This is a genomic window from Streptomyces peucetius, assembly GCF_025854275.1.
GTDB lineage: Bacteria > Actinomycetota > Actinomycetes > Streptomycetales > Streptomycetaceae > Streptomyces > Streptomyces peucetius_A.
This window is the reverse complement of the sequence record NZ_CP107567.1, coordinates 1595746-1616844: the sequence shown is the minus strand read 5'-3', so window position 1 is coordinate 1616844 and position 21099 is coordinate 1595746. Positions and strand designations below refer to the sequence as shown.

Genomic DNA, 21099 nt, shown 5'->3' with positions numbered 1-21099 from the left:
GCCGTCAGGCGTCCTCGAGCAGCCAGGTGAGGACGCGGGGCAGCGCGTGGAAGGCGTCGAAGTGCGCGGCGGCCGGTTCGAGGACGGCCGTCGCGCCCGGGATGCGCTGGGCGAGCCAGCGGGAGTGGCCCACCGGGGAGAAGACGTCCTTCTCCCCGTGCCACAGCATCACCGGGCCCTGGATGTCGGCCGGGTCGAAGCCCCACGGGCTGCAGAACGCGAGCGCGTCGTCGATCCATCCGTACGCCGAAGTGCGCAGCGCCTCCTGGTAGTTGCGCAGCAGCATGGACCTGAGGCCGGCGTCGGAGACCACCATGCGGTCGGAGTCGGTGAGCTCCCTGCGCAGATCGTTCAGCAGCCGCACCGGGTCCTGCCGGATCTCGGCGGAGCGCAGCGTGAACCGCTCCACGAGACCGGCCGGGTCGGCGGAGGCGCTGGTGTACTCGGTGACGTTCGACGCGGCCATGCCCTCGAACCAGTCCAGGCCGTCCGCGTCCCTCGGCGCGAGGGTCACCAGCGCGGCGGCACGGGTGACCCGGTCGGGCATCAGCGCCGCGCACGCGAGCGCGTGCGGCGCGCCGCCGGAGCGGCCCACGACGGCGAAGCGCTCCAGCCCCAGTTCGTCGGCGATCGCCCGTACGTCCTGGGTGACATCGGCGACGCTGCGGCCCGCGAGCCGGTCGGAACCGCCGTACCCCGGCCGGTCGTAGGCGATGAGCTGGGTGCCGCGCTGGTACAGCACCATGCCGCGCGGCGCGGGGCCGAGCCTGCTGCCCGGCGTGCCGTGCAGCAGGAAGACCGGTCTGCCGCGTGGGTCGCCCAGTCGCTCCACCATCAGATGCCGTCCGTCCGACACGCGCACCCGACGTCGCACCCGAACGCCCCCTTCGCCGTACGTGTCCTGCGACCTGCCCGTCGGGCATGTCCCGGTGTCTGGTTACATGTCCTGTGCAGACATCATGAGCTTCCCCGCCCGTCCGATGATTACCCATCAGAGGACGGACCGGCCCCGTCATTCCGGACCCGGTACCCCCGGAGCCTGTGAAGAGGCTGTGAACGCACCCGTGTTGTCGTGTGCCCGTCCAACAGTCGACCTTGTGTGCGAGTGCGACGCCTCGGAATAGTGGGCGGCTCATCCTCCGCGCCGGGGCACCCCACTTGTCCGGGCGCGGCCCCCACAGGAGGTCGAAGTTGAAGCACCGACGCATACCCAAGAGGAAAGCGGCAGTGGCCGGCGGCGCGATCGTCGCCGTCATCGCCGCGGGCGTCACACTCCAGAGCGCGAACGCCAGTGACAACACCGCGCAGTTCGACGTGAAGACCCTCACCGCCCCGGCAGCCGGTGACCTCGCCGCCACGCTGCGGGCGGACCTGGGCGCCGAAGAGGCCGGCGCCTACTACGACGCCGGGACCAAGGCGCTCGTCGTGAACGTGCTGAGCGAGGACGCGGCGCAGACGGTGCGCGAAGCGGGCGGCAGGGCCAGAATCGTCGAGAACACCCTCGTCGAACTGAAGAGCGCACGGCAGACACTCTCGGACAAGGCGACCATCCCGGGTACGTCCTGGGCGACCGACCCGGTCACCAACAAGGTGCTCGTCACCGCGGACCGTACGGTCGACGGCGCCGACTGGGCCAAGCTGCAGAAGGTCGTCGAAGGCCTCGGCGCCAAGGCGGAGCTCAAGAAGACCGCGGGCGAGTTCAAGCCTTTCATCGCCGGCGGCGACGCCATCCACACCGGCGGTGGGCGCTGCTCGCTCGGCTTCAACGTGGTCAAGGACGGCCAGCCGCACTTCGTCACCGCCGGACACTGCGGACAGTCCGGCAGCCAGTGGTCCGACTCGGCGGGTGGCGCGCCGATCGGCACGATGGTGGACTCGCAGTTCCCGGGCAACGACTTCGCACTGGTGAAGTACGACGGCGCCACGGAGCACCCGAGCGAGGTCAACCTCTACGACGGCGGCTCGCAGGCCATCACCCAGGCGGGTGACGCGACCGTCGGCATGCAGGTGACGCGCAGCGGCTCCACCACCCAGGTCCACGACGGTGAGGTGACCGGGCTCGACGCCACGGTCAACTACGGCAACGGCGACATCGTCGAGGGCCTCATCCAGACGAACGTCTGCGCCGAACCGGGCGACAGCGGCGGTTCGCTCTTCTCCGGCGACACGGCGATCGGCCTCACGTCGGGCGGCAGCGGCGACTGCACGTCGGGCGGCGAGACGTTCTTCCAGCCGGTGACGGAGGCGCTGTCGGTCTTCGGCGCGGAGATCGGCTGACGCCGGGTCTTTTGAGGGCGCCGGCCCCGTCACGTGCGACGTGACGGGGCCGGCGCGGTGGCGTCGCGGATGCGTGCGGGTCCGCTGCGCGGGGCCGTTCCCCCACCCCGCCCTTCCACGAAACCGGGAGCTCCGCCCCCCGGGCCCCGCTCGGGGCTCCACCCCGGGCCCCCGGCCTGCCTTCGGGTGGTGTTCGGGGCTCCGCCCCCCGCCGCGCTTCGCGTGGTGGCCTCAAACAACGGCCGGGCCGGAAATGCCGCTGCGCGGCAAACCAGCCGGCGGCGCATCGAGCCTCGTCGGGCACACCCAGCCCCGCCGGCGTTTGAGGCGCGGGGTTCGGGGCGGAGCCCCGACGAGACCGGCAAGCACCAGCCTCGCCGGCGTTTGAGGCGCGGGGGTACGGGGGCGGAGCCCCCGTAAGACGGGTCCGGGCGGAGCCCGGTTCGGGAAGGGGCGGGGAGGGGAAACGTCACGCCCGCCGCGCCGGCGCCCGGCGCCCCACCGCGCACGCCATCGTCACCACCGCACCCCCCACCGCCCACGCCGCCAGCACCAGCATCGGCCCGCCCGCCCCGTTCCCCCGGAAGTACGCGATCGAACGCGCCGCGTACGTGCCCGCCCCCGGTGGCAGCGCCGGGCCGATCGCCTGCCAGAACGGTGGCAGCAGCGGGTACGGATACGCGCCGCCCGCGCTCGGGTTGCCGAGGACCACGACCAGCAGGATCGCCAGGCCGATGCCGATGATCCCCGCCAGTCCCTGCAGCGCCAGGGTCACCGCGCCGACGGCGAAGACGAGCAGGGTGCCGAGCCCCCACAGGGCCCAGACACTGCCGGGCAGTGCGTCCAGTACGGGGCCCGCGATCACGGTGCCGAGCAGCCCCGCGGCGATCGAGTACAGCAGCAGTGCGCCGAGCCGGATGACGGCGCGGCTCGTGTTGGCGGGCCGGGCGCCCGCGCTGATCGCCAGGATCGCCGCGCACAGATAGCCGCCGACGCACCAGCCGACCACCAGGTAGAACGAGGAGAGCCCGCGCGCGTCGCCCGCCGCGCCGGGGACCACGTCGACGACCTGCACGGTGCGGCCCTGTGACCGTTCGACCCTGGTGACGACCTCGGTGAGCGCCTGCGAGAGCGCGCCGCCCGCGCCGCCCGCGACCAGCAGCCGGTCGGTGGTGCCGCGCGGGTCGATGACGAGCGCCCCGGCGACCTTCCGGTCCATGATCTGCCGCCGGGCCGCCGTCTCGTCGGCGACGGTGCGCGGTTCGATGGGGTCGCCCGGCAGCCGTTCGAGCCGGTAGAGGGCCTCGTCGGCGAACTGGGTGTCGGGCGAGGTGACCGCCAGCGGGATCCTGTCCGGCTCCGGCTGGTGGAAAGCGCCGATGTACGACGTGATGAAGCCGAGCTGGAGGGCCAGCACCCCGATGACCAAGGCGGCGGCCCGCAGGCTCACCGCGTCCTTGATCTCGCCGAGGAAGCCCCTGTGCGGCCCGTCGTATGTCTGTGCCATGGCCCAACGCTCGACCGCACCTGCTGGCCCCGCAGGCGGTACGGGCCGAATGGCTGAACGGTCGGCGTAGACACTGTCTACCCCGTGCGGTAGACAGTGTCTATGAGCGAACACGACGAGGGCCTGCAGGCCCGGCTGGTGGCGGCGGGGGTCGAGCTGGTGGCCGGCAGGGGAGTGGAGGCGCTGTCCCTGCGGGAGATCGCCCGCAGTGCGGGGGTCTCGCACGGTGCGCCCCGCCGCTACTTCCCGACCCATCTGTCGCTGCTGTCCGCGATCGCCCGTGAAGGCTTCGCCGACCTGGCGCGCAGGGCCGCCGCAGTGACCGGCGAAGTGACTGGCGAAGTGACCGGTGGCGACGGCAAGGACGGCGGCGACGACGGTGAGGACCCGCGCGCTCGGGTGGCCGCGCTGTGCCGCGTTTATCTGGACTTCGCGCGGACCGACGCCGGCATGTTCGAGCTGATGTTCCGCCACGACCTGCTGAAAAGCGGACATCTCGGCCTGCGGGAGACCAGCCTGCCGCTCTTCGGCAGGTTCGTGGACGCGGTGGCCCGGGTACGGCCGCGCCCCGGGGACGCCCCGCCGCAGGTCGTCGCGACCGCGCTGTGGACCAATCTTCACGGCATCGCGCAGCTGTGGGGCTGGGGCAGTCTTCAGCTCGCGACGGGCACGGACGACGTCGAGCCATTGCTGCGCACCGTGCTGGACGCCCACCTCGGCCGGGAATCCCGGTGACGGTGGGCGCGGGCCGCCGGCGGATCACGCTGAGCGGCAGCGTCGTGGGCGCCGCGCTGGTCGCCCTCGACGGGACGGTGCTGACCGTTGTGCAGCCCACGATGCAACGGGACCTGGACGCCTCCTTCGAACAGGTCCAGTGGACCAGCACCGGCTATCTGATCGCCGTGGCGAGCCTGCTCGTGCTCGCCGGCCGCCTCGGCGACCGGTACGGCCACCGGCGGGTGTTCGCCGTCGGCATCCTCGGCTTCGGCGCGGTCTCCGCCGCGATCGGCCTGGCCCCGGACATCGGCTGGGTGATCGCGCTGCGCGTGGTGCAGGGGGTCTTCGGGGCGCTGCTCCAGCCGGCCACTCTCGGCATGCTGCGGGCTGCCTTCCCGCCCGACCGGCTGGGGATGCCCATCGCGCTGCGCATCAGTGCCATTGGGCTGGCGGCCGCCGCGGGGCCGCTGGTCGGCGGGGCACTGGCCGCGCCGTTCGGCTGGCGGGCGGTCTTCTTCCTCAATGTCGTTCCGGCGGTGGTGATCGGGCTGCTCGTCCTCGCCGTACGGGGCCCGGAGCCCGTGGAGGGGGCCGGGAAGCGGCTCGATCTTCCCGGGGCCTGTCTGCTGGCGGTGACCTTGGCCTGTCTGGTGCACACGCTCGTCGGTGTGCCGGAGCCCGGTGGGGCGGCGACCGCGGCAGGGGCGTGCGCGACCGTGGTCACCGGTGTCGTGTTCGTGCGGCACGAGCGGCGCACCCGGTTCCCGCTGGTGCCGCCGGAGGTGCTCGGGCCGGTGGCCGTCGCCTCGGCGCTGGGCGTCCTGGTGTGCGCGTCGGCGGTGCTGTTCGGGGCCTTGTTCACCGGCGTCTACTTCCTGCAGGGCGTCCTCGGCCTCGACCCCTTCCACAGCGCTCTGCGGGCGCTGCCCGGTCCGGCGGCGATGGTTCTCGGCGCGCCGGTCGCCGCCGTACTGCTGCGCCGTCACGGTCCGCGCCGGACGACCGCCGTGGCGATGTCCCTCCTGGGCCTCGGTGCCCTTGTGCTGTCCCGCCTCGACCGGGCGTCCGGCGTGACGGCGGTCGGCGTCGCCTTCCTCCTGGTGGGTGCCGGTTTCGGCGCCGTGATGGTTGCCGCGACGGCGGTCGTCGTGCGCGGTGCGCCCGCCGAGCACGCGGGTGTGGCGGGCGGCCTCCAGCAGACCGCGATGAACGTCGGACCGGTGCTGGGGGTGGCCGCGGCCACCACGCTGATGTCCCTCGGTGCGCCGGGCGGGGGACCGGTGTCCACGGGGGTGTCCGTCTCCGCGACGGGATCCACGCTGACGGTCCTCGCCGCCGTGGCGGCGGTCGGCGTGCTCCTGGCGGCCGCCCTGCCGGGCCGTTCCGGAGCCCTTCTGCCGGGCCGTTCCGGAGCCGTCCGGCCAGGGCCGGGGCGCACTGCTGAGGCCGGTGCGCCGGGTGGCGACAATGTGTCGTACGCATGTTCGAAACTGGTCTATGGTGGAGACGGGGGAGGTGAGAACGACTGATCCAGGAGGTGTAGATGTCAGGCTTCACGCATCTGCACACCGTTTCCGGGTTCTCCCTGAGATGCGGGGCCTCCCACCCGGAGCGGCTGGCCGCCTCCGCCGCCGAGCGCGGCATGGACGCCCTCGCGCTGACCGACCGCGACACCCTCGCCGGTGCGGTCCGCTTTGCCTCTGCCTGCGCCAAGGAGGGCGTGCGGCCGGTGTTCGGGGTCGACCTCGCCGTGGGGGAGCGGGAGCGCCAGGACGGTCCCGCCGAGCGGCGCCGGACACCGGTGCGCGGCGGAGCGTTCGTCGACGAGTCCGCGCCCCGCACCGTCTTCCTCGCCCGCGACCGGCGCGGCTGGGCCGAGCTGTGCCGGATGATCACCGCTGCCCATGCGAGTGATCCGCGCAGCCCGCTGCTGCCCTGGGACGGCAACCACGGCGACGGGCTGACCGTGCTGCTCGGCCCGTCCTCCGAGGTGGGCAGGGCGCTGGCCGCCGGCCGTCCCGACCGTGCCGCCAAGCTGCTCGCGCCCTGGCGGGAACGGTACGGGGACCGGCTGCGTCTGGAGGTCGTGCACCACGGCCGCACCGGCACCGGCACCGGCTCGCTGCGGCACGCCGCCCGTACCCTCGGCCTCGCCGCCGAGCAGGGCGTGCGGGCGGTGCTGACCAACGCCGTCCGGTACGCCGACCCCGGCCAGGGTCCGGTCGCCGACGTTCTCGACGCGGCCCGCCGCCTGGTGCCGATCGACCCGCGCAAAGGTCTCGACAGCGGCGAGCGCTGGCTCAAGGAACCGGCCGCGATGGCCCGCCTCGCGGAGCAGGTCGCCGAGGCCGCCGGTTTCCGGCGCGACCTCGCGCACCGGCTGCTCGCCATGACGGAGGAGGCGGCCGCCGAGTGCCTGGTCGATCCCGAGGACGACCTCGGGATCGGCAGCGTCCACTTCCCGGAGCCCGCCCTCGTCGGCGCCGAGTACCGCACGGCGCAGCGGGTGCTGGCCTCCCGGGCGGCCGCCGGAATGGTGCTGCGCGGCTACGACGGCCGGCGCGAGTACTGGGAGCGGATGCACCACGAGCTGGACATCATCGCCCACCACGGCTTCGCCTCCTACTTCCTGACGGTCGCTCAGGTGGTGGACGACGTGAGAGGGATGGGCGTCCGTGTCGCGGCGCGCGGCTCCGGGGCCGGCTGTCTGGTCAACCACCTCCTCGGCATCGCGCACGCCGACCCGGTCGAGCACGGACTGCTGATGGAACGTTTCCTCTCCAAGCGCCGCCGGGTCCTGCCCGACATCGACATCGACGTGGAGTCCGCCCGCCGGCTGGAGGTCTACCGGGCGATCATCGGCCGCTTCGGCGAGGAACGGGTCGCGACCGTCGCCATGCCCGAGACCTACCGGGTGCGTCACGCGGTACGGGACGTGGGCGCCGCCCTGTCCATGGACCCGGCAGAGATCGACCGGATCGCCAAGTCCTTCCCGCACATCCGGGCCCGCGACGCCCGCGCGGCCCTGGAGGAACTGCCCGAACTGCGCGGCGTGGCAAAAGAGGAGCACGGCAGGCTGTGGGAGCTGGTCGAGGCGCTGGACGCGCTGCCCCGCGGGATCGCCATGCACCCGTGCGGCGTGCTGCTCTCCGACGCCTCGCTGCTCACCCGTACGCCGGTGGTGCCGACCAGCGGCGAGGGGTTCCCCATGTCGCAGTTCGACAAGGACGACGTGGAGGAGCTCGGGCTGCTCAAGCTCGACGTCCTCGGCGTGCGGATGCAGTCGGCGATGGCGCACGCGGTCGCCGAGGTGCGGCGGGCGAGCGGCGAGGAGGTCGACATCGACGCCGTACCGCCGGGCGACCCGGACACCTACCGGCTCATCAAGTCGGCCGAGACGCTGGGCTGCTTCCAGATCGAGTCGCCCGGCCAGCGCGACCTGGTGGGGCGGCTGCAGCCGGAGACCTTCGGCGACCTGGTCGTCGACATCTCGCTGTTCCGGCCCGGCCCGGTCGCGGCCGACATGGTGCGGCCGTTCATCGAGGCCCGGCACGGCCGCGCGCCCGCGCGTTATCCGCACCCCGACCTCGAGGAGGCACTGAGCCAGACGTACGGGGTGGTCGTCTTCCACGAGCAGATCATCGAGATCCTGGACATCATGACCGGCTGCGGCCGGGACGAGGCCGACCGGGTGCGGCGCGGTCTGTCCGACCCCGAGTCGCAGGGGAGGATCAAGGTCTGGTTCGCGCAGAACGCCGCGGCGAGGGGATACGCGACCGAGGTGATCGGACGCACCTGGGAGATCGTCGAGGCCTTCGGTTCCTACGGCTTCTGCAAGGCGCACGCGGTGGCGTTCGCCGTGCCGACGTACCAGTCGGCCTGGCTCAAGGCGCACCACCCGGCGGCCTTCTACGCCGGGCTGCTCACCCATGACCCCGGGATGTACCCGAAACGGCTGCTGCTGGCGGACGCGCGGCGGCGCGGGGTGCCGGTGCTGCCGCTGGACGTGAACCGGTCCGCGGTCGCTCACCGAATCGAACTGGTGTCTGACGATGTGGGTTCCGGACGGTGGGGACTGCGGCTGGCCCTCTCGGACGTCCACGGCATCAGCGAGGCGGAGGCGGCCCGTATCGAGGCCGGGCAGCCGTACTCCTCACTGCTGGACTTCTGGCAACGGGCCTGCCCCTCGCGGCCGGTGGCCGAGCGGCTCGCCCAGGTCGGCGCGCTCGACGCCTTCGGCGCCAACCGCCGCGACCTGCTGCTGCACCTGGCCGAACTGCACCGCGGCCGGCGCGGCGCCGCCTCCTACGGCAGCCAGCTCCCGCTCGCCCAGGGGCAGAGGACCGCCCCCGTCGGGCTGCCCGATCTGGGTGATGCGGAACGTCTCAGCGCCGAGCTGGGTGTGCTCGGCATGGACGCCTCCCGCCATCTGATGTCGGACCACCATGCCTTCCTGGCCGAGCTGGGCGTGCTCTCCGCGCAGCGGCTGCGCGGCGCGCCGCACGGGGCGACGGTGCTCGTCGCGGGAGCCAAGGCGGCCACCCAGACACCGCCGATCCGCTCCGGCAGGCGGGTCATCTTCACCACGCTCGACGACGGCACCGGCCTGGTCGACCTGGCCTTCTTCGACGACAGCCACGCCGCCTGCGCCCACACCGTCTTCCACTCCTGGCTGCTGCTGGTGCGCGGAGTGGTGCAGCGGCGCGGACCGCGCAGCATCAGTGTGGTCGGCTCGGCCGCCTGGAACCTGGCGGAGCTGGTGGAACTGCGGCGCACCGGCGGCCTCGACGCGGTGGCCGCCCGGCTGGCGGCACCCATGCCGGAGGACGGGGAGGCGGCCCCCGGCGACGGCCGCCGTATCCAGCTGCCGACCGGCTACGAGCTCAACCCGTGGGCCGACCTCAAGCCCGCCGGCGAAGGGGTCGCGAGCGGAAGGAAGTTGTGGCACCAGAGCCCGGGGAGCGCCGGATGATCCTCTACGTACGTTTCCTGCCGACGCCCGCGCTCCCGACGGCGGGGGCCGAGACGGCGCTGCCCGCGCTGCTCACCCTGGCCGAGGACATCAGCCCCGTCGTCCAGGCGCTGCCGCCGGACGCGGCACTCGTCGACGTCCGGGGCGCGCAGCGGTACTTCGGGCGGGACGCGGCCCAGCTCGCCGCGCTGCTGCGGGTGCGGGCGCTCGCCCACTGCGGCGTGGACTGCGTGATCGGCGCCGGCCCCGTACCCATGCTCGCCAGGATGGCGGCACGGGAGGCCGTACCCGGTACGACCCTGGTGGTGACGGAGGAGGAGTCCGCGGCCTTCCTGGCCGGCAAACCGGTCGGCGCGCTCGACGGGGTGGGGACGGTGACCGCCCGCACCCTGTGCGCCTACGGACTCGACTCCGTCGGCCGGCTCGCCGCCGCGCCGCTCGCCGTGGTCCAGCGGATCCTGGGCGCGCGGGCCGGGCGCGAGGTGTGGGAACGGGCACGCGGCATCGACCGTGCGACGGTCGTCCCGAACGCCCTCTCCCGCTCCATCGCCGCCGAACGCACCTTCGACCTCGACGAGTTGGACCAGACGGAGCACCGAAGGGCGCTGCTCTCGCTCGCCGGGGAGCTGGGTTCACGGATGCGTGGCGAGCACCAGGTCTGTCGGCAGCTGACGCTCACTGTGCGCTACGCCGACCGCTCCACCACCACCCGCACCCGCACCCTGCGCGAGCCGACCGCCCACTCGGCGGCACTCGCCGATGCCGCGTACGCGCTCCACGCGGCGCTCGGGCTCCAGCGGGCCAGGGTGCGGGGCCTGTCACTGCGGGCCGAGGACCTGACGGCGGCCGAACGGGCCGCACGGCAGCTGACGTTCGATCCGGCCGACGAACGGGCGCGCAGGCTCGAGGAAGTGGCGGACCGGGCACGGGCGAAGTTCGGCCCGCGGGCCGTCGTGCCGGGATCGCTGGCGGCCTGAGTTCGCGGCGGCCCCGGGCGCGTCCGGACGGACCGGCTCCGAGCGCGCCGCAGCGGCCCTCTTCGGTGCCCCGGCACGGTTCTGACCTGCGCTACAGGTCGTTTCGTAAGTCCTGAAGAATAGTCAGGCTTTACCGACGCGTAACTTCCCAGTGGTGGTTACTGGCGCGTAAGTTGTCGTGAGCACAGCAAATCCAGCCATCGAACTCCCTTGAGCCGCAAGGAGACAGACCGATGCTGCCTTGGAAACGTGCGCTCAGACCGCTGTCAGCCCTCGTGCTCGCAGTGGCCGTCGCCCTGACCCCCGCCGCCACCGCCACCGCCGAATCCACCACCGCCACCCCCAGCAGTGGCTGGAACAACTACGACTGCAAGCCCTCCGCCGCCCATCCCCGCCCCGTCGTCCTCGTCCACGGAACCTTAGGGAACTCCATCGACAACTGGCTCGTCCTCGCCCCATACCTGGTGAAACGCGGCTACTGCGTCTTCTCCCTCGACTACGGGCAGCTCCCGAACGTCCCCTTCTTCCACGGCCTCGGCCCCATCGCCAAGTCGGCAGAGCAGCTCTCCGGCTACGTCGACCGGGTCCTCGCCGCCACCGGCGCCTTGGAGGCCGACCTCGTCGGTCACTCGCAGGGCGGCATGATGCCGCGCCACTACCTCAAGTTCCTGGGCGGAGCGGCCAAGGTGAACGCCCTGGTCGGCATCGCGCCGAGCAACCACGGCACCACCCTGAACGGATTCACCGAGCTGCTGCCGTACTTCCCCGGCGCGGCGGACCTGATCGGCGCACACACCCCCGCCCTCGCCGACCAGGTCGCCGGGTCCGACTTCCTCACCAAGCTCAACGCCGGCGGCGACACCGTCCCCGGCGTGCGGTACACCGTCATCGCCACCCGCTACGACGAGGTGGTCACGCCCTGGCAGTCGGCGTACCTCAGCGGGCCGGACGTCCGCAACGTCGTGCTCCAGGACCTCTGCCCCATCGACTTCTCCGAGCACGTCGCGATCGGCGTCTTCGACCTGATCGCCTACCACGAGGTGGCCAACGCGCTCGACCCGGCGCACGCGAAACCCACCACCTGCGCGTCGGTCTTCGGCTGAACCCGGCGCACGTACGAGGCCGGTCTCCGCTCCCTGCGGGCGGAGACCGGCCTTCGCGCGGCCTCGGTCAGCGGCCGTGCCGGCCGCCCGCCGGCGCGGTCCTGCGGCGGCCGAGACCGAACACCGCCGCAGCGCCGACCGCCAGGGCGGCGGCGCCGCCGATCGCCATGTACGTGGTGCTGCTGTCGCCGCCCGTCTCCGCGAGGTTCTCGCCGGACGTCTCCGGTGCCGACGGGACGGCCGTGGGCTCCTTCGCGCCCTTCGCCTCCGGTGCGTTCGCGGCGGACTGCTCGGCCTCCGCGCCCGTGTCCGTGTCCGCGCCCGCGCCCGTCTGCTCGGCGTGGTCGTCACCGCCGTGCCCGCCATGGTCGACGGTCGACTTGTCCGCGCCGTCCTTGATGTCCTGCTCCGACGGTGCACTCGCCTCCGGGGCCGCCGCGCCGCCGCCACCGTTGTCCTTGCCGAAGACCACGTCGGAGCAGGTGTAGAACGCCTCGGGGGAGTCGGAACGCTGCCAGATCGAGTAGATCAGGTGCCGGCCGGACCTGTTCGGCACGATGCCGTCGAAGACGTACGCCCCGTTCTCCAGCTTCGGGTCGGTGACCTCGGCGAACGGCTTCTCCTCCAGGTCCGACCACTTCAGCGGCTTCGTGGGGTCGTAACCGTCCTTGGTCAGGTACAGCTCGAAGGAGCCCTTGTGCGGCGCGGTCGCCTTGTAGCGGAAGGTGTGGTTCCCGGACGCCATCGGGGACGACGGCCAGTCCGCGCGCGGCAGGTCCAGCCCCTTGTACTTGTCACGGCCGGCGCTGCACAGCTTGCCGTCGGGGATCAACTGCCGGTGGTTCCCCGCGGCATTGGCGATGTTCACCTCGTTCCAGTCGTACAGCGGCTGCGTCCCGCCCGCCGCGACCAGCGCCTTGCACGCCGCCGAGTCCGGGCTCTCCGGCCCCTCCGCGAAGCACGCGGAGATCCGGCTGACCGGGTCCGTCATCGAACCGTGCGCGGACGCCGGCACGGCGCTGAGACCGGCGAACGCGAGCGGTGCGAGACCGAGTGCGGCGACCGTGGTGACCTTGCGGCGAGCGGTCATGGGAACGTTCTCCTTCAAGCGGCTGTGGGGGACACAGGACCCGGTTCGAGCGGCGGCGCAGCCCCCCGCGGACTTCGGCACCGACTGCCCGAACCGGCCCCGGGCTTACGCAAGCTAGCCGCTCGGCACGCCGAAATCCCCTGCTGGAAGTGGGTGATGGCGATCCTTATGGCCCTTTTAAGGCAGGGGTAAGGAGCACCTCAGGAAGCGAGGTGTCCAGGCGCCCGGGGCGTCAGTCGCAGGACGGCACGGGGCGCAGGGTGGTGATCTCACCGAGCGGCACAGCCGCTACGCGGTCGTCCACCAGCACGTTCAGAAAGCCGTCCCCGCTCTCGCGCAGCGGCCCGCAGACAGTGCCGACCCCGGTGTTCACCCGAACCGGCACCCGCAGGGCGTCGCCCTCCGCACTCACGGGCCACCAGGAAGCCGCCGCCGACAGGGCAAGCAGTGCGACGGCGGTGAAGGTCAAGGCGATGCCCGTGCGCAGGGCGCGGCTCGCGCGACGAGGGTCGGCCGGGCGGGCAGCGGTCCGGTACAGGGGCCAGGCGGCCAAGCTGACAAGGAAGACTGCGCAGCATGCGACGGCCAGGGCACTCAACGCCAGTAGCCCGGCCGCGACCTGGACGTCGCGCGGAACCCCCGCCGGGCCGCTGTCCTTGAGTACGCCGCACAGACCCACGAAGCCGAGGACGGCCAACTGGACACCGTGCCAGCCCTTCGCGGCCGTGCTCGGATCCTCCGGAGCCAGTGCCCGTCCCTGCTCGCCGGCACTCGCCATGACCAGCCTCCTCCCGGCGAGCTCATCCTCACAGGGCAGCCCGTACGGGGCCAGCGTCCGGACCGGCGCGGACGTTCTGTTCACCCGCCTGGCCGGGGGTGTGCCATGACAAGCAGTACCGGGACGCCGAGAACGGCGTCCGTGCCCCAGGACCGGCCGTCTGGTGGCGTGGGCGGGAACAGCGGGGCCCGCTCGGGTGCTGATCCGGGTATGACCTCACACTCAGCGCGCACGGAGACGGGCCGGGGACACCGGATCACCGTCGAGGCCGGGACCGAGCACGTCCGTGTCGTCCGGGACGGACGGACGCTCGCCGAGAGCCGGCGGCCCCTGGTCCTGCGCGAGACCGGCTGCCCGGACCGGTACTACCTGCCGCCCGCCGACGTACGGACCGACCTCCTGACGCCCTCCGGCACCCGCACCCACTGCCCGTTCAAGGGCGACGCCTCCTACTGGTCGGTGCCCGGCGCGGACGATCTGGTCTGGGCCTATCCCGACCCGAAACCCGGCGTGGCCGCCATCGCAGGGCACTACTGCTTCTACGACACGGAGGTGGTGAGCTGACCGACGGCCCGAGCCCCCTGGGGCTCCGCCGTCCGACCGCTACGCGCCCGGAGCCCTGTAGTGGATACTCCCGGCCCGGCGCAGGGCGTCCATCGTTTCGTCGATGGTCAGAAGCACCGTCGTCTCGAACGAGCTCAGCGCGCCGCCACCGCTGATCGCCAGCGCAACGGCAGCCATGGACGTGTTGTCGGGAGCCTCCCAGAGGCTGTATCCGTCGTGTGTGCCGAAGCCGTACCAGAAGCCGTGGAGTTTCCCGCCGACGGACTCGATGTACGTCTGAGCGGCCTTTGTGCGGTCCTCGGGGTGGCCGATCAGCCTCGCCCAGGTCTCCGGCGTGTAGCTGAACCTCGACAGATAGAGCGGCATCGCGTCTCCCTTTCGTTTCAGCATGGGTGCCCCGGGGCGCGCGAGGGGCGGCAGGTGGCCGTGGTATTCCTCCGAACGCCGCAACGCCTGCTCGTTCGTCTCCGGCCCTCCGGGGGAAGGCACCAGGGAGACACCTGGGTGGGGGCATGGACAACGGCGACGCTCCTCCTGCCGGTCACCTCCACGTACGTCGCAGGGCGGGCACGTCGGAACCGGCGGTCCGGAGGCGGTCGGGCGACGCCTCAGCGAGGGTTCCGGGGAGCCGCTTCGGTCTCGGTGGCCCTGTCGCCGTCACCCGTGGATCCCATGGATCCCGTGGCCGCGGGGGCCGCCGGAGGCGTTCGGGCACCCCTGCACAGGAGGCAGCCGACCGCGGCTCCGGCCCCCGCGGCTCCGGCTGCGAGGAGCAGGACGCGGTGGTCCACGAGGGCGACCAGGCCTGCCCCGGCGGCCAGGGCCAGGGCGTTGGGGGCGAAGAGCAGAGTGTTGGCGGTGGCCGCCACCCGGCCCAGGAGGCCCCCCGGGGTCTCGCGCTGGACGGCGGTCATGGCCGCGATCAGCACGCAGGGCAGCCCCGCGCCGATCATCGCGGCGGCGAGCAGCGAAACGGGCACCGAGGGGACGGCGCGCAGGGCGACGCCCGACGCGAACAGCGCGATTCCCGCCGCGGCGAAGACCCGTTCGGGCATCCGCCGCAGCAGAGCACCGGCGAACAGCCCGCTGAGCACGGAGCCGATGCCCTGCACGGCGTAGAGCACCCCGGCGAAGGCCGGCGGACGGTGCAGGCCGGCGTCCACCACCGCGTACACCGCCGCCCCGTTCAGCCCGGCCACGCCCATGGTCGCGGCCCCGGCCAGAACCAGAGGCCGCAGAACCGGGTGACGACGCAGACAGCGGATTCCCTCCGCCGCCTCGGCGGTCCACCGCTGAGCCTCGGCCGGGCGGGGCGCGGGCTCCGACACGCGTATGAGCGTGAAGGCCGCGGCGGCGAGCACAAAGGTACCCGCGTCCAGCAGGGCCACGGCCGCGCCGCCGAATTGCACGAACAGACCGGCCCCGACGAGCGGGGCGACCAGTTTCATACCCTCGTTCGCCGTCATACGCAGGCCGTTGAAGTCACCGCGCAGCGACTCGGGTACGGCGGCGGCCACCAGCGCCGCCTCCGCCGAATCCAGCAGCACGGAGCTGACGCCGTACACGGTCAGCACGGCGAACAGGATCCAGATCCGGTCGCCGGAGTCGACGGCGAGAAGCGGCAGCAGCGATGCCGCCATGGCGAGATTGACCAGGATCAGCAACGGCCGCCGGCGCACGCGGTCGGCCACCGTGCCGATCAGCGGGCCGAGGAGCAGGGGCGCCCACACACAGAACGTCGTCAGGGCGGCCAGACTGTCCGACCCGGTGAGCGACTTGGCCCACACGCCGGCTGCCAGCGCCATGGCCGAGCTGCCGAAACCCGAGACCACGACACCACTCAGGTAGAAGGCCACGTTGCGATCACGCAGGACCTGCCCTCCGCCCCAGCGCATCCCCTCGTCCCCTTCCCCCGCCAGGCGGTCTGCCCCGCCACGCAGCCCCGATCTCCCCGTCCGGCACACGACGGGCACGGTGCGCAGGCCAACGGGGACGATCGCGCACGCGGACGGTCGCGCACGCGAGGATACGCCGCCGCTCCTCCCGGCCCCGTCCGCCGGCGCAGCGGTCGCGGGGCCTCAACGCGCCCCGGCCGCCTCCTCGTAGGGGAACCGGGCGAGCGGGGCCTCACGCTGGAAGAAGGTCTTGGCGCGGATGAGCGCCCGCTCGTCCTGCCGTACCTGACCGGGCCGGGAGCCGTTGCCGAGCAGCAGACCGCCGAAGCGCATCCGCAGGTACGCCGCCGTGTGGTTGAGCGTGGTCGCCAGCCCGTCGGCGACGGCCTCGTCGTCGTCCGCCATGACGGTCACACCCCACAGGGTCCGGCCCGCCATCCGCTTCTTGAAGTCCGACTCGGGCACGGTCAGCCAGCCCGACCAGTAGTCGAGGTAACGCTTGGTCTGCGCCGAGAGGGTGTACCAGTACAGGGGCGAGGCGATGACGATGTCCGTGGCCTGCAGAGTGGCCTGCCGAAGCGCCTCCTCGTTCTCCCCGGCCGGCCAGTTGTCGCTCTCGTGGCGCCCGTCCTGGAAGTCGGGCAACGGCAGCCGGGCCAGATCCACCCAGCGCTGCGGGACACCGGCGGGCAGCTGCTCGGCGGCCGCCCTGGCCAGGATCTTGGTGTTGCCGGCAGGGCGGGAACTGCCGAGGACGAAGAGGAAGGAACGGTCCGTGCCGTGCGCCGTCTCGGTGGTCATGTCTGCTCCGCTCTCGGTCCCGGGGCGCCGACGCGGGGTGTGACACAGGCCGCCGCCCAGGGATGATCACTGGGTACGCCGCTTCCAACCCTCTTACCCCCAGGGGTATTCCGGAGGCCGGCCGACGCGTGGCGCAACAGGGGCCCCGGGAGCGGGCCTCCGGCCGGATGCGGCCGCCACGTGCCCGCCGTACGGTGGACCGCACCGGGTTCCACGGACGTCGGGAGAGGGGCATGGCCGGGGAGATCTCGTTCTTCGAGCTGGGCGTCGGCGACTTTGAGCAGGCCCGCGTCTTCTACAGCGGACTCTTCGGCTGGACCTTCGACGCCGGGACGACCGAGGGCGGCGGATACTCGATCCGCACGCCGGACGTTCCCGGCGGAGTGCACGGCGGGGACGCCGGGGCGAGCCCCTATCTGTTCTTCAGGGTCGACGACATGCGGGCCGCCGTCGCCCGGGTGCGCGAGCTCGGCGGCAGCGTCGACGACATCGACGTGGGCGGCGACGAGGAGACGGTCGCCCGCTTCGGGCGCTTCCAGCTCTGCCACGACGACCAGGGTTCGCCCTTCGGGCTTCACCAGCCCCCTGCCGAAGCCTGAGCGCGGGTTCCTCGGCCTCAGCCGATGCGGCGGTAGCGCCGTTCCGGACGGCCCGTGCCGCCGTAGCGCAGCGTCACCTCCGCGCGGCCCGTCTCCGCGAAGTACTCCAGATAGCGACGCGCGCTCACCCGTGACAGGGAGCCCGCCTCCGCGCACTCGGAGGCCGACAGGTCGCCCGGGTGCTCGCGCAGGATGCGCTCGACCAGCTCCGCCGTGTGCGGCGCGAGACCCTTGGGCAGTTCGCGCGAGCCCGGCGGGCGGGTGCCGAAGATCTGGTCGACGTCCTCCTGGCGGGCCTCGTCCAGCCGGTCGAGGCGCGAGCGCAGCGATGCCACATGCCGGAGCTGCTCATGGAGCGCGGCCTGGTTGAAGGGCTTGATCAGATAGTGCAGGGCGCCCGCGCGCAGGGCGGAACGGACGACGGAGGCATCGCGGGCGGCCGTGATGAACAGGGCGTCCACGCTCGGCCGGTCCGCGTCGCGCTCCTCGGCCGCCCGCAGCTCCCGCAGCACGGCGATGCCGTCCATGTCGGGCAGATAGACGTCGAGCAGCACGAGGTCGGGCCGCAGCCGCTCGGCGGCGCGCAGCGCCTCCGCGCCGCTGTGGGCCACCCCGACGACCGTGAACCCCTCCGCCTGGGACACATAGCGGCTGTGCAGCTTGGCGACCATGAAGTCGTCGTCCACCACCAGCACCTTTGTCACGCCGACACGCTAGGCCCCGACCACAAGGACCACAACGTCCATTGATTCCGGAAGAGAGACAGCTTCTTAACGCGCAGGCAACATGTGGGCCACTTCACACATCTACGAGAGGCGATCCCGTGCGAATGCGCACCCCCATTGCCCTGCTCGGGGCGGCGCTGCTGGTGCTCGTGGGGCCACCGCTGCTCACCACGGGCAGCGGTGCCGAAACCGGGACGCAGATCCCCGGTCTGCGGTTCATGGTCCCCAACACGCCCGGCGGCGGCTACGACATCACCGCCCGCACGGCCGCGAAGAACGCCGAGGACGCAGGGCTCACCCACAACATCGAGGTCTTCAACCTGCCCGGCGCCGGCGGCACCGTGGGACTGGCCCGGCTCGTCGGCGAACACGGCAACGGCAAGCTGGCCATGTCCATGGGTCTCGGCGTCGTCGGAGCCGTACACACCAACAAGTCGCCCCGGACCCTCGCCGACACCACTCCGATCGCCCGGCTCACGGAGGAGCAGGACATCGTGGTCGTGTCCAAGGACTCCCCGTACCGGAACATCGGACAGCTGCTCGCGGCCTGGAAGCAGAACCCCGGCAAACTGCCGGTCGGCGGCGGGTCCTCGCCCGGCGGGCCCGACCATCTCGCGCCGATGCTGATGGCGCAGGCCGCGGGGATCGCTCCCAAGTCCGTCAACTACATCCCCTTCGACGGCGGCGGCGAACTGCTCGCCTCGATCCTCGGCAACAAGGTCGCCTTCGGCGTCTCCGGTGTCGGCGAGTACCTCGACCAGATCAAGTCCGGTGAGCTGCGGCTGCTGGCCGTGACCGGACCGAAGCGGGTCCCCGGCCTCGACGCGCCCACCCTGCGCGAGGCCGGCCTGGACACCGAGTTCACCAACTGGCGCGGCATCGTCGCACCGCCCGGCCTGTCCGACGGTGAGCGCGACAAGCTCGTCGGCCTCGTCACGAAGCTGCACGACTCGCAGGAATGGCGGGACTCCTTGAAGAAGAACGGCTGGGACGACGCGTTCCTCCCCGGCGACGAGTTCGGCGACTTCCTCGACGCGCAGGACGACAGCGTCGACCAGGTGCTGAAGGAGCTGGGCCTGTGAGCACCACCGGAACCCAGGGGCGCCGCTCCTGGCTGCGTGAACACTCGGAGCTCGGCGTCGGCCTGCTGCTCCTCGTCATCGGTGTCCTCGTCCTCACCGACGCGCTCACCATGGACGTCGACATCACCCAGCGCGGGCCGGTCGGCCCGCGGACCGTCCCGATCGCCGTCGGCATCGGCCTGCTGGTCGTCGCCGTACTCCTCGCGCTCGACGTGCTCAGAGGCGGCCGGGGCGAGGCCGAGGGCGGCGAGGACATCGACCTGTCCGAGCCGGGCGACTGGCGCACGGTGCTGCTGCTCGCCGGAGTGTTCCTCGCCGGCGCCGTCCTCATCGGACCGCTCGGCTTCCCCGTCTCCGGCGCGCTGCTCTTCTGGGGCTCCGCGTACGCGCTGGGCAGCCGGCGTACCGACCGCGACCCGCTGATCGCGGCCGTCCTCTCCGTCGTCACCTACTTCGTCTTCAACAACCTGCTCGGCGTCCCGCTGCCCGGCGGCCCGCTGATGGGAGTGCTCTGATGGATTCCCTGAACTCCCTCCTCGACGGCTTCGGCACGGCGCTCACCCCGGTCAACCTGCTCTGGGCCGCCATAGGCGTCCTGCTCGGCACCGCCATCGGAGTCCTGCCCGGCATCGGCCCGGCCATGGCGGTCGCGCTGCTGCTGCCGGTGACCTACGGCCTCGAGCCGACCGGCGCGTTCATCATGTTCGCCGGGATCTACTACGGCGCCATGTTCGGCGGCTCCACCACCTCGATCCTGCTCAACACCCCCGGTGAGAGCGCGGCGGTGGTCGCCGCCATCGAGGGCAACCCGATGGCGAAGGCCGGACGCGGCGCGCAGGCGCTCGCGGCCGCGGCCGGCGGCCACTTCGCGGGCGGCATGATCGGCACGATCCTGCTGGTGGTGCTCGCCCCGACGGTGGCGGAACTGGCCGTCGACATCGGCGCCCCCGACTACTTCGCGATCATGGTGCTGGCGTTCATCGCCGTCACCTCGGTCCTCGGCTCCTCACGCATCCGCGGGCTCGCGTCCCTGCTGATCGGCCTCACCATCGGTCTCGTCGGCCTCGACCAGATGACCGGCCAGCAGCGGCTGACCTTCGGGTCGCTCCAGCTCGCCGACGGTATCGACGTCGTCATCGTCGCGGTCGGGCTCTTCGCGATCGGCGAGGCCCTGTGGGTCGCCGCCCATCTGCGGCGCACCAGCGGCGACGCCATCCCGGTCGGCCGGCCGTGGCTGGCGAAGTCCGATGTGAAGCGCACCTGGAAGCCGTGGCTGCGCGGTCCCGTCATCGGCTTCCCCTTCGGCGCGATCCCCGCCGGCGGCGCGGAGATCCCCACCTTCCTGTCGTACGTGACGGAGAAGCGGCTCTCCCGGCACAAGGACGAGTTCGGCAAGGGCGCCATCGAGGGCGTGGCCGGGCCCGAGTCCGCGGCCTCCGCCTCGGCGGCGGGCACCCTCGTCTCGATGCTCACTCTCGGCCTGCCGACCACGGCCGTCGCCGCAGTGATGCTGGCCGCGTTCCAGCAGTACGGCATCCAGCCGGGCCCGCTCCTCTTCCAGCGCGAACCCGACCTGGTGTGGGGCCTGATCGCCTCGCTGTTCGTCGGCATGGCGCTGCTGCTCGCGCTCAACCTGCCGCTCGCGCCGTTGTGGGCGAAGCTGCTGCGCATCCCCAGGCCGTACCTCTACGCGGGCATCCTGTTCTTCGCGGCGGTCGGCGCGTACGCGGTCGGCGGCGAGGCCATCGACCTGGTGATCCTGCTGATCATCGGTCTGATCGGCTTCGGCATGCGGCGCTACGGGCTGCCCGTGCTGCCCGCCGTCATCGGTGTCATCCTCGGCCCGGCGGCCGAACAGCAGCTTCGGCGCGCGCTCCAGATCAGCGACGGCAACGCGGCCGGACTCGTCAACACACCCTTCTCGGTGACCGTGTACACGGTGATCGTGGTGCTGCTGGCCTGGCCGTGGCTGAAGAAGCTCGTCGTGCGGGGCCGTCGGTCGACCGGCTGAG

Annotated in this window: 19 protein-coding genes; 11 read left to right on the top strand and 8 right to left on the bottom strand. The window is 72.4% G+C overall.

Annotated elements, in window-relative coordinates; translation table 11 throughout:
• Positions 1-4: 4 nt before the first annotated feature.
• Positions 5-835 carry an alpha/beta fold hydrolase gene (locus tag OGH68_RS07445; protein WP_264242533.1) on the bottom strand — a complete coding sequence of 277 codons (831 nt, stop codon included), beginning with the start codon at positions 833-835 and terminating at the stop codon, positions 5-7.
• 356 nt (positions 836-1191) lie between these two features.
• Between OGH68_RS07445 and OGH68_RS07440 the strand changes: the two genes are divergently transcribed.
• Positions 1192-2277 (top strand): S1 family peptidase, encoded by a 1086-nt coding sequence (locus OGH68_RS07440; RefSeq protein ID WP_264242532.1) that lies wholly within the window; start codon positions 1192-1194, stop codon positions 2275-2277.
• Between the two features lie 469 nt (positions 2278-2746).
• Here the strand turns inward: OGH68_RS07440 and OGH68_RS07435 are convergent, their stop codons facing one another.
• Complete coding sequence (locus OGH68_RS07435; RefSeq protein WP_264242531.1) at positions 2747-3784, bottom strand: DUF3533 domain-containing protein; 1038 nt, start codon at positions 3782-3784, stop codon at positions 2747-2749.
• A 102-nt stretch (positions 3785-3886) separates the two neighbouring features.
• Here OGH68_RS07435 and OGH68_RS07430 point away from each other — a divergent pair, with 102 nt between their 5' ends.
• The 5 genes from OGH68_RS07430 (at position 3887) to OGH68_RS07410 (ending at position 11553) form a co-directional block, all read left to right on the top strand.
• A complete protein-coding gene (locus OGH68_RS07430; protein ID WP_264242530.1) occupies positions 3887-4519 on the top strand; it encodes a TetR/AcrR family transcriptional regulator in 633 nt (210 codons plus the stop codon).
• Positions 4516-6030, top strand: coding sequence for an MFS transporter (locus tag OGH68_RS07425; RefSeq protein WP_264242529.1), 1515 nt, complete (start codon positions 4516-4518; stop codon positions 6028-6030). Before OGH68_RS07430 ends, OGH68_RS07425 begins: the two co-directional genes overlap by 4 nt.
• A gap of 14 nt (positions 6031-6044) precedes the next feature.
• Complete coding sequence (locus OGH68_RS07420) at positions 6045-9473, top strand: DNA polymerase III subunit alpha (RefSeq protein WP_264242528.1); 3429 nt, start codon at positions 6045-6047, stop codon at positions 9471-9473.
• Positions 9470-10450 carry a hypothetical protein gene (locus OGH68_RS07415; RefSeq protein WP_264242527.1) on the top strand — a complete coding sequence of 327 codons (981 nt, stop codon included), beginning with the start codon at positions 9470-9472 and terminating at the stop codon, positions 10448-10450. The genes OGH68_RS07420 and OGH68_RS07415 overlap by 4 nt, the downstream gene beginning before the upstream one ends.
• A gap of 233 nt (positions 10451-10683) precedes the next feature.
• Entirely contained in the window at positions 10684-11553 is an 870-nt protein-coding gene (locus OGH68_RS07410; RefSeq protein WP_264242526.1) for an esterase/lipase family protein, read from the top strand.
• A 67-nt stretch (positions 11554-11620) separates the two neighbouring features.
• On the opposite strand, the gene OGH68_RS07405 is transcribed toward OGH68_RS07410, so the two are convergent.
• Both OGH68_RS07405 and OGH68_RS07400 read right to left on the bottom strand, forming a co-directional pair.
• Positions 11621-12643, bottom strand: a complete 1023-nt coding sequence (locus OGH68_RS07405) for a lytic polysaccharide monooxygenase (protein WP_264242525.1) — start codon at positions 12641-12643, stop codon at positions 11621-11623.
• A 232-nt stretch (positions 12644-12875) separates the two neighbouring features.
• Positions 12876-13421, bottom strand: a complete 546-nt coding sequence (locus OGH68_RS07400; protein ID WP_264242523.1) for a hypothetical protein — start codon at positions 13419-13421, stop codon at positions 12876-12878.
• Between the two features lie 210 nt (positions 13422-13631).
• On the opposite strand from OGH68_RS07400, the gene OGH68_RS07395 reads away from it, so the two are divergent.
• Positions 13632-13985 (top strand): DUF427 domain-containing protein, encoded by a 354-nt coding sequence (locus tag OGH68_RS07395; RefSeq protein ID WP_264242522.1) that lies wholly within the window; start codon positions 13632-13634, stop codon positions 13983-13985.
• A 39-nt stretch (positions 13986-14024) separates the two neighbouring features.
• Here OGH68_RS07395 and OGH68_RS07390 read toward each other — a convergent pair whose 3' ends face one another.
• From OGH68_RS07390 to OGH68_RS07380, 3 genes are all read right to left on the bottom strand, one after another.
• Positions 14025-14351 carry a GYD domain-containing protein gene (locus tag OGH68_RS07390; protein WP_264242521.1) on the bottom strand — a complete coding sequence of 109 codons (327 nt, stop codon included), beginning with the start codon at positions 14349-14351 and terminating at the stop codon, positions 14025-14027.
• A 242-nt stretch (positions 14352-14593) separates the two neighbouring features.
• Positions 14594-15880, bottom strand: coding sequence for an MFS transporter (locus OGH68_RS07385; RefSeq protein WP_264242520.1), 1287 nt, complete (start codon positions 15878-15880; stop codon positions 14594-14596).
• 183 nt (positions 15881-16063) lie between these two features.
• Entirely contained in the window at positions 16064-16681 is a 618-nt protein-coding gene (locus OGH68_RS07380; RefSeq protein ID WP_264242519.1) for a flavodoxin family protein, read from the bottom strand.
• A 233-nt stretch (positions 16682-16914) separates the two neighbouring features.
• On the opposite strand from OGH68_RS07380, the gene OGH68_RS07375 reads away from it, so the two are divergent.
• Positions 16915-17280, top strand: coding sequence for a VOC family protein (locus OGH68_RS07375; protein WP_264242518.1), 366 nt, complete (start codon positions 16915-16917; stop codon positions 17278-17280).
• Between the two features lie 17 nt (positions 17281-17297).
• Here the strand turns inward: OGH68_RS07375 and OGH68_RS07370 are convergent, their stop codons facing one another.
• On the bottom strand, positions 17298-17984 hold the full coding sequence (locus OGH68_RS07370; RefSeq protein WP_264242517.1) for a response regulator: 687 nt from the start codon (positions 17982-17984) through the stop codon (positions 17298-17300).
• A gap of 119 nt (positions 17985-18103) precedes the next feature.
• Between OGH68_RS07370 and OGH68_RS07365 the strand changes: the two genes are divergently transcribed.
• The 3 genes from OGH68_RS07365 to OGH68_RS07355 are packed head-to-tail and all read left to right on the top strand — an operon-like array spanning position 18104 to position 21098.
• Positions 18104-19087, top strand: a complete 984-nt coding sequence (locus tag OGH68_RS07365) for a Bug family tripartite tricarboxylate transporter substrate binding protein (protein WP_264242516.1) — start codon at positions 18104-18106, stop codon at positions 19085-19087.
• Positions 19084-19602, top strand: coding sequence for a tripartite tricarboxylate transporter TctB family protein (locus OGH68_RS07360; protein WP_264242515.1), 519 nt, complete (start codon positions 19084-19086; stop codon positions 19600-19602). Before OGH68_RS07365 ends, OGH68_RS07360 begins: the two co-directional genes overlap by 4 nt.
• The gene (locus OGH68_RS07355) at positions 19602-21098 is read left to right on the top strand and encodes a tripartite tricarboxylate transporter permease (RefSeq protein WP_264242514.1); all 1497 of its coding nucleotides are present in this window, start codon (positions 19602-19604) and stop codon (positions 21096-21098) included. The genes OGH68_RS07360 and OGH68_RS07355 overlap by 1 nt, the downstream gene beginning before the upstream one ends.
• Position 21099 lies beyond the last annotated feature (1 nt).

Excerpts from the sequence above, each read along its gene's own strand:
- OGH68_RS07415 (WP_264242527.1), top strand. The coding sequence starts at position 9,470 with ATGATCCTCTACGTACGTTTCCTGCCGACGCCCGCGCTCCCGACGGCG.
- OGH68_RS07375 (WP_264242518.1), top strand. The coding sequence starts at position 16,915 with ATGGCCGGGGAGATCTCGTTCTTCGAGCTGGGCGTCGGCGACTTTGAG.
- OGH68_RS07400 (WP_264242523.1), bottom strand. The coding sequence starts at position 13,421 with ATGGCGAGTGCCGGCGAGCAGGGACGGGCACTGGCTCCGGAGGATCCG.
- OGH68_RS07385 (WP_264242520.1), bottom strand. The coding sequence starts at position 15,880 with ATGCGCTGGGGCGGAGGGCAGGTCCTGCGTGATCGCAACGTGGCCTTC.
- OGH68_RS07445 (WP_264242533.1), bottom strand. The coding sequence starts at position 835 with ATGGTGGAGCGACTGGGCGACCCACGCGGCAGACCGGTCTTCCTGCTG.
- OGH68_RS07405 (WP_264242525.1), bottom strand. The coding sequence starts at position 12,643 with ATGACCGCTCGCCGCAAGGTCACCACGGTCGCCGCACTCGGTCTCGCA.
- OGH68_RS07410 (WP_264242526.1), top strand. The coding sequence starts at position 10,684 with ATGCTGCCTTGGAAACGTGCGCTCAGACCGCTGTCAGCCCTCGTGCTC.
- OGH68_RS07390 (WP_264242521.1), bottom strand. The coding sequence starts at position 14,351 with ATGCCGCTCTATCTGTCGAGGTTCAGCTACACGCCGGAGACCTGGGCG.
- OGH68_RS07395 (WP_264242522.1), top strand. The coding sequence starts at position 13,632 with ATGACCTCACACTCAGCGCGCACGGAGACGGGCCGGGGACACCGGATC.
- OGH68_RS07420 (WP_264242528.1), top strand. The coding sequence starts at position 6,045 with ATGTCAGGCTTCACGCATCTGCACACCGTTTCCGGGTTCTCCCTGAGA.
- OGH68_RS07380 (WP_264242519.1), bottom strand. The coding sequence starts at position 16,681 with ATGACCACCGAGACGGCGCACGGCACGGACCGTTCCTTCCTCTTCGTC.
- OGH68_RS07355 (WP_264242514.1), top strand. The coding sequence starts at position 19,602 with ATGGATTCCCTGAACTCCCTCCTCGACGGCTTCGGCACGGCGCTCACC.
- OGH68_RS07430 (WP_264242530.1), top strand. The coding sequence starts at position 3,887 with ATGAGCGAACACGACGAGGGCCTGCAGGCCCGGCTGGTGGCGGCGGGG.
- OGH68_RS07435 (WP_264242531.1), bottom strand. The coding sequence starts at position 3,784 with ATGGCACAGACATACGACGGGCCGCACAGGGGCTTCCTCGGCGAGATC.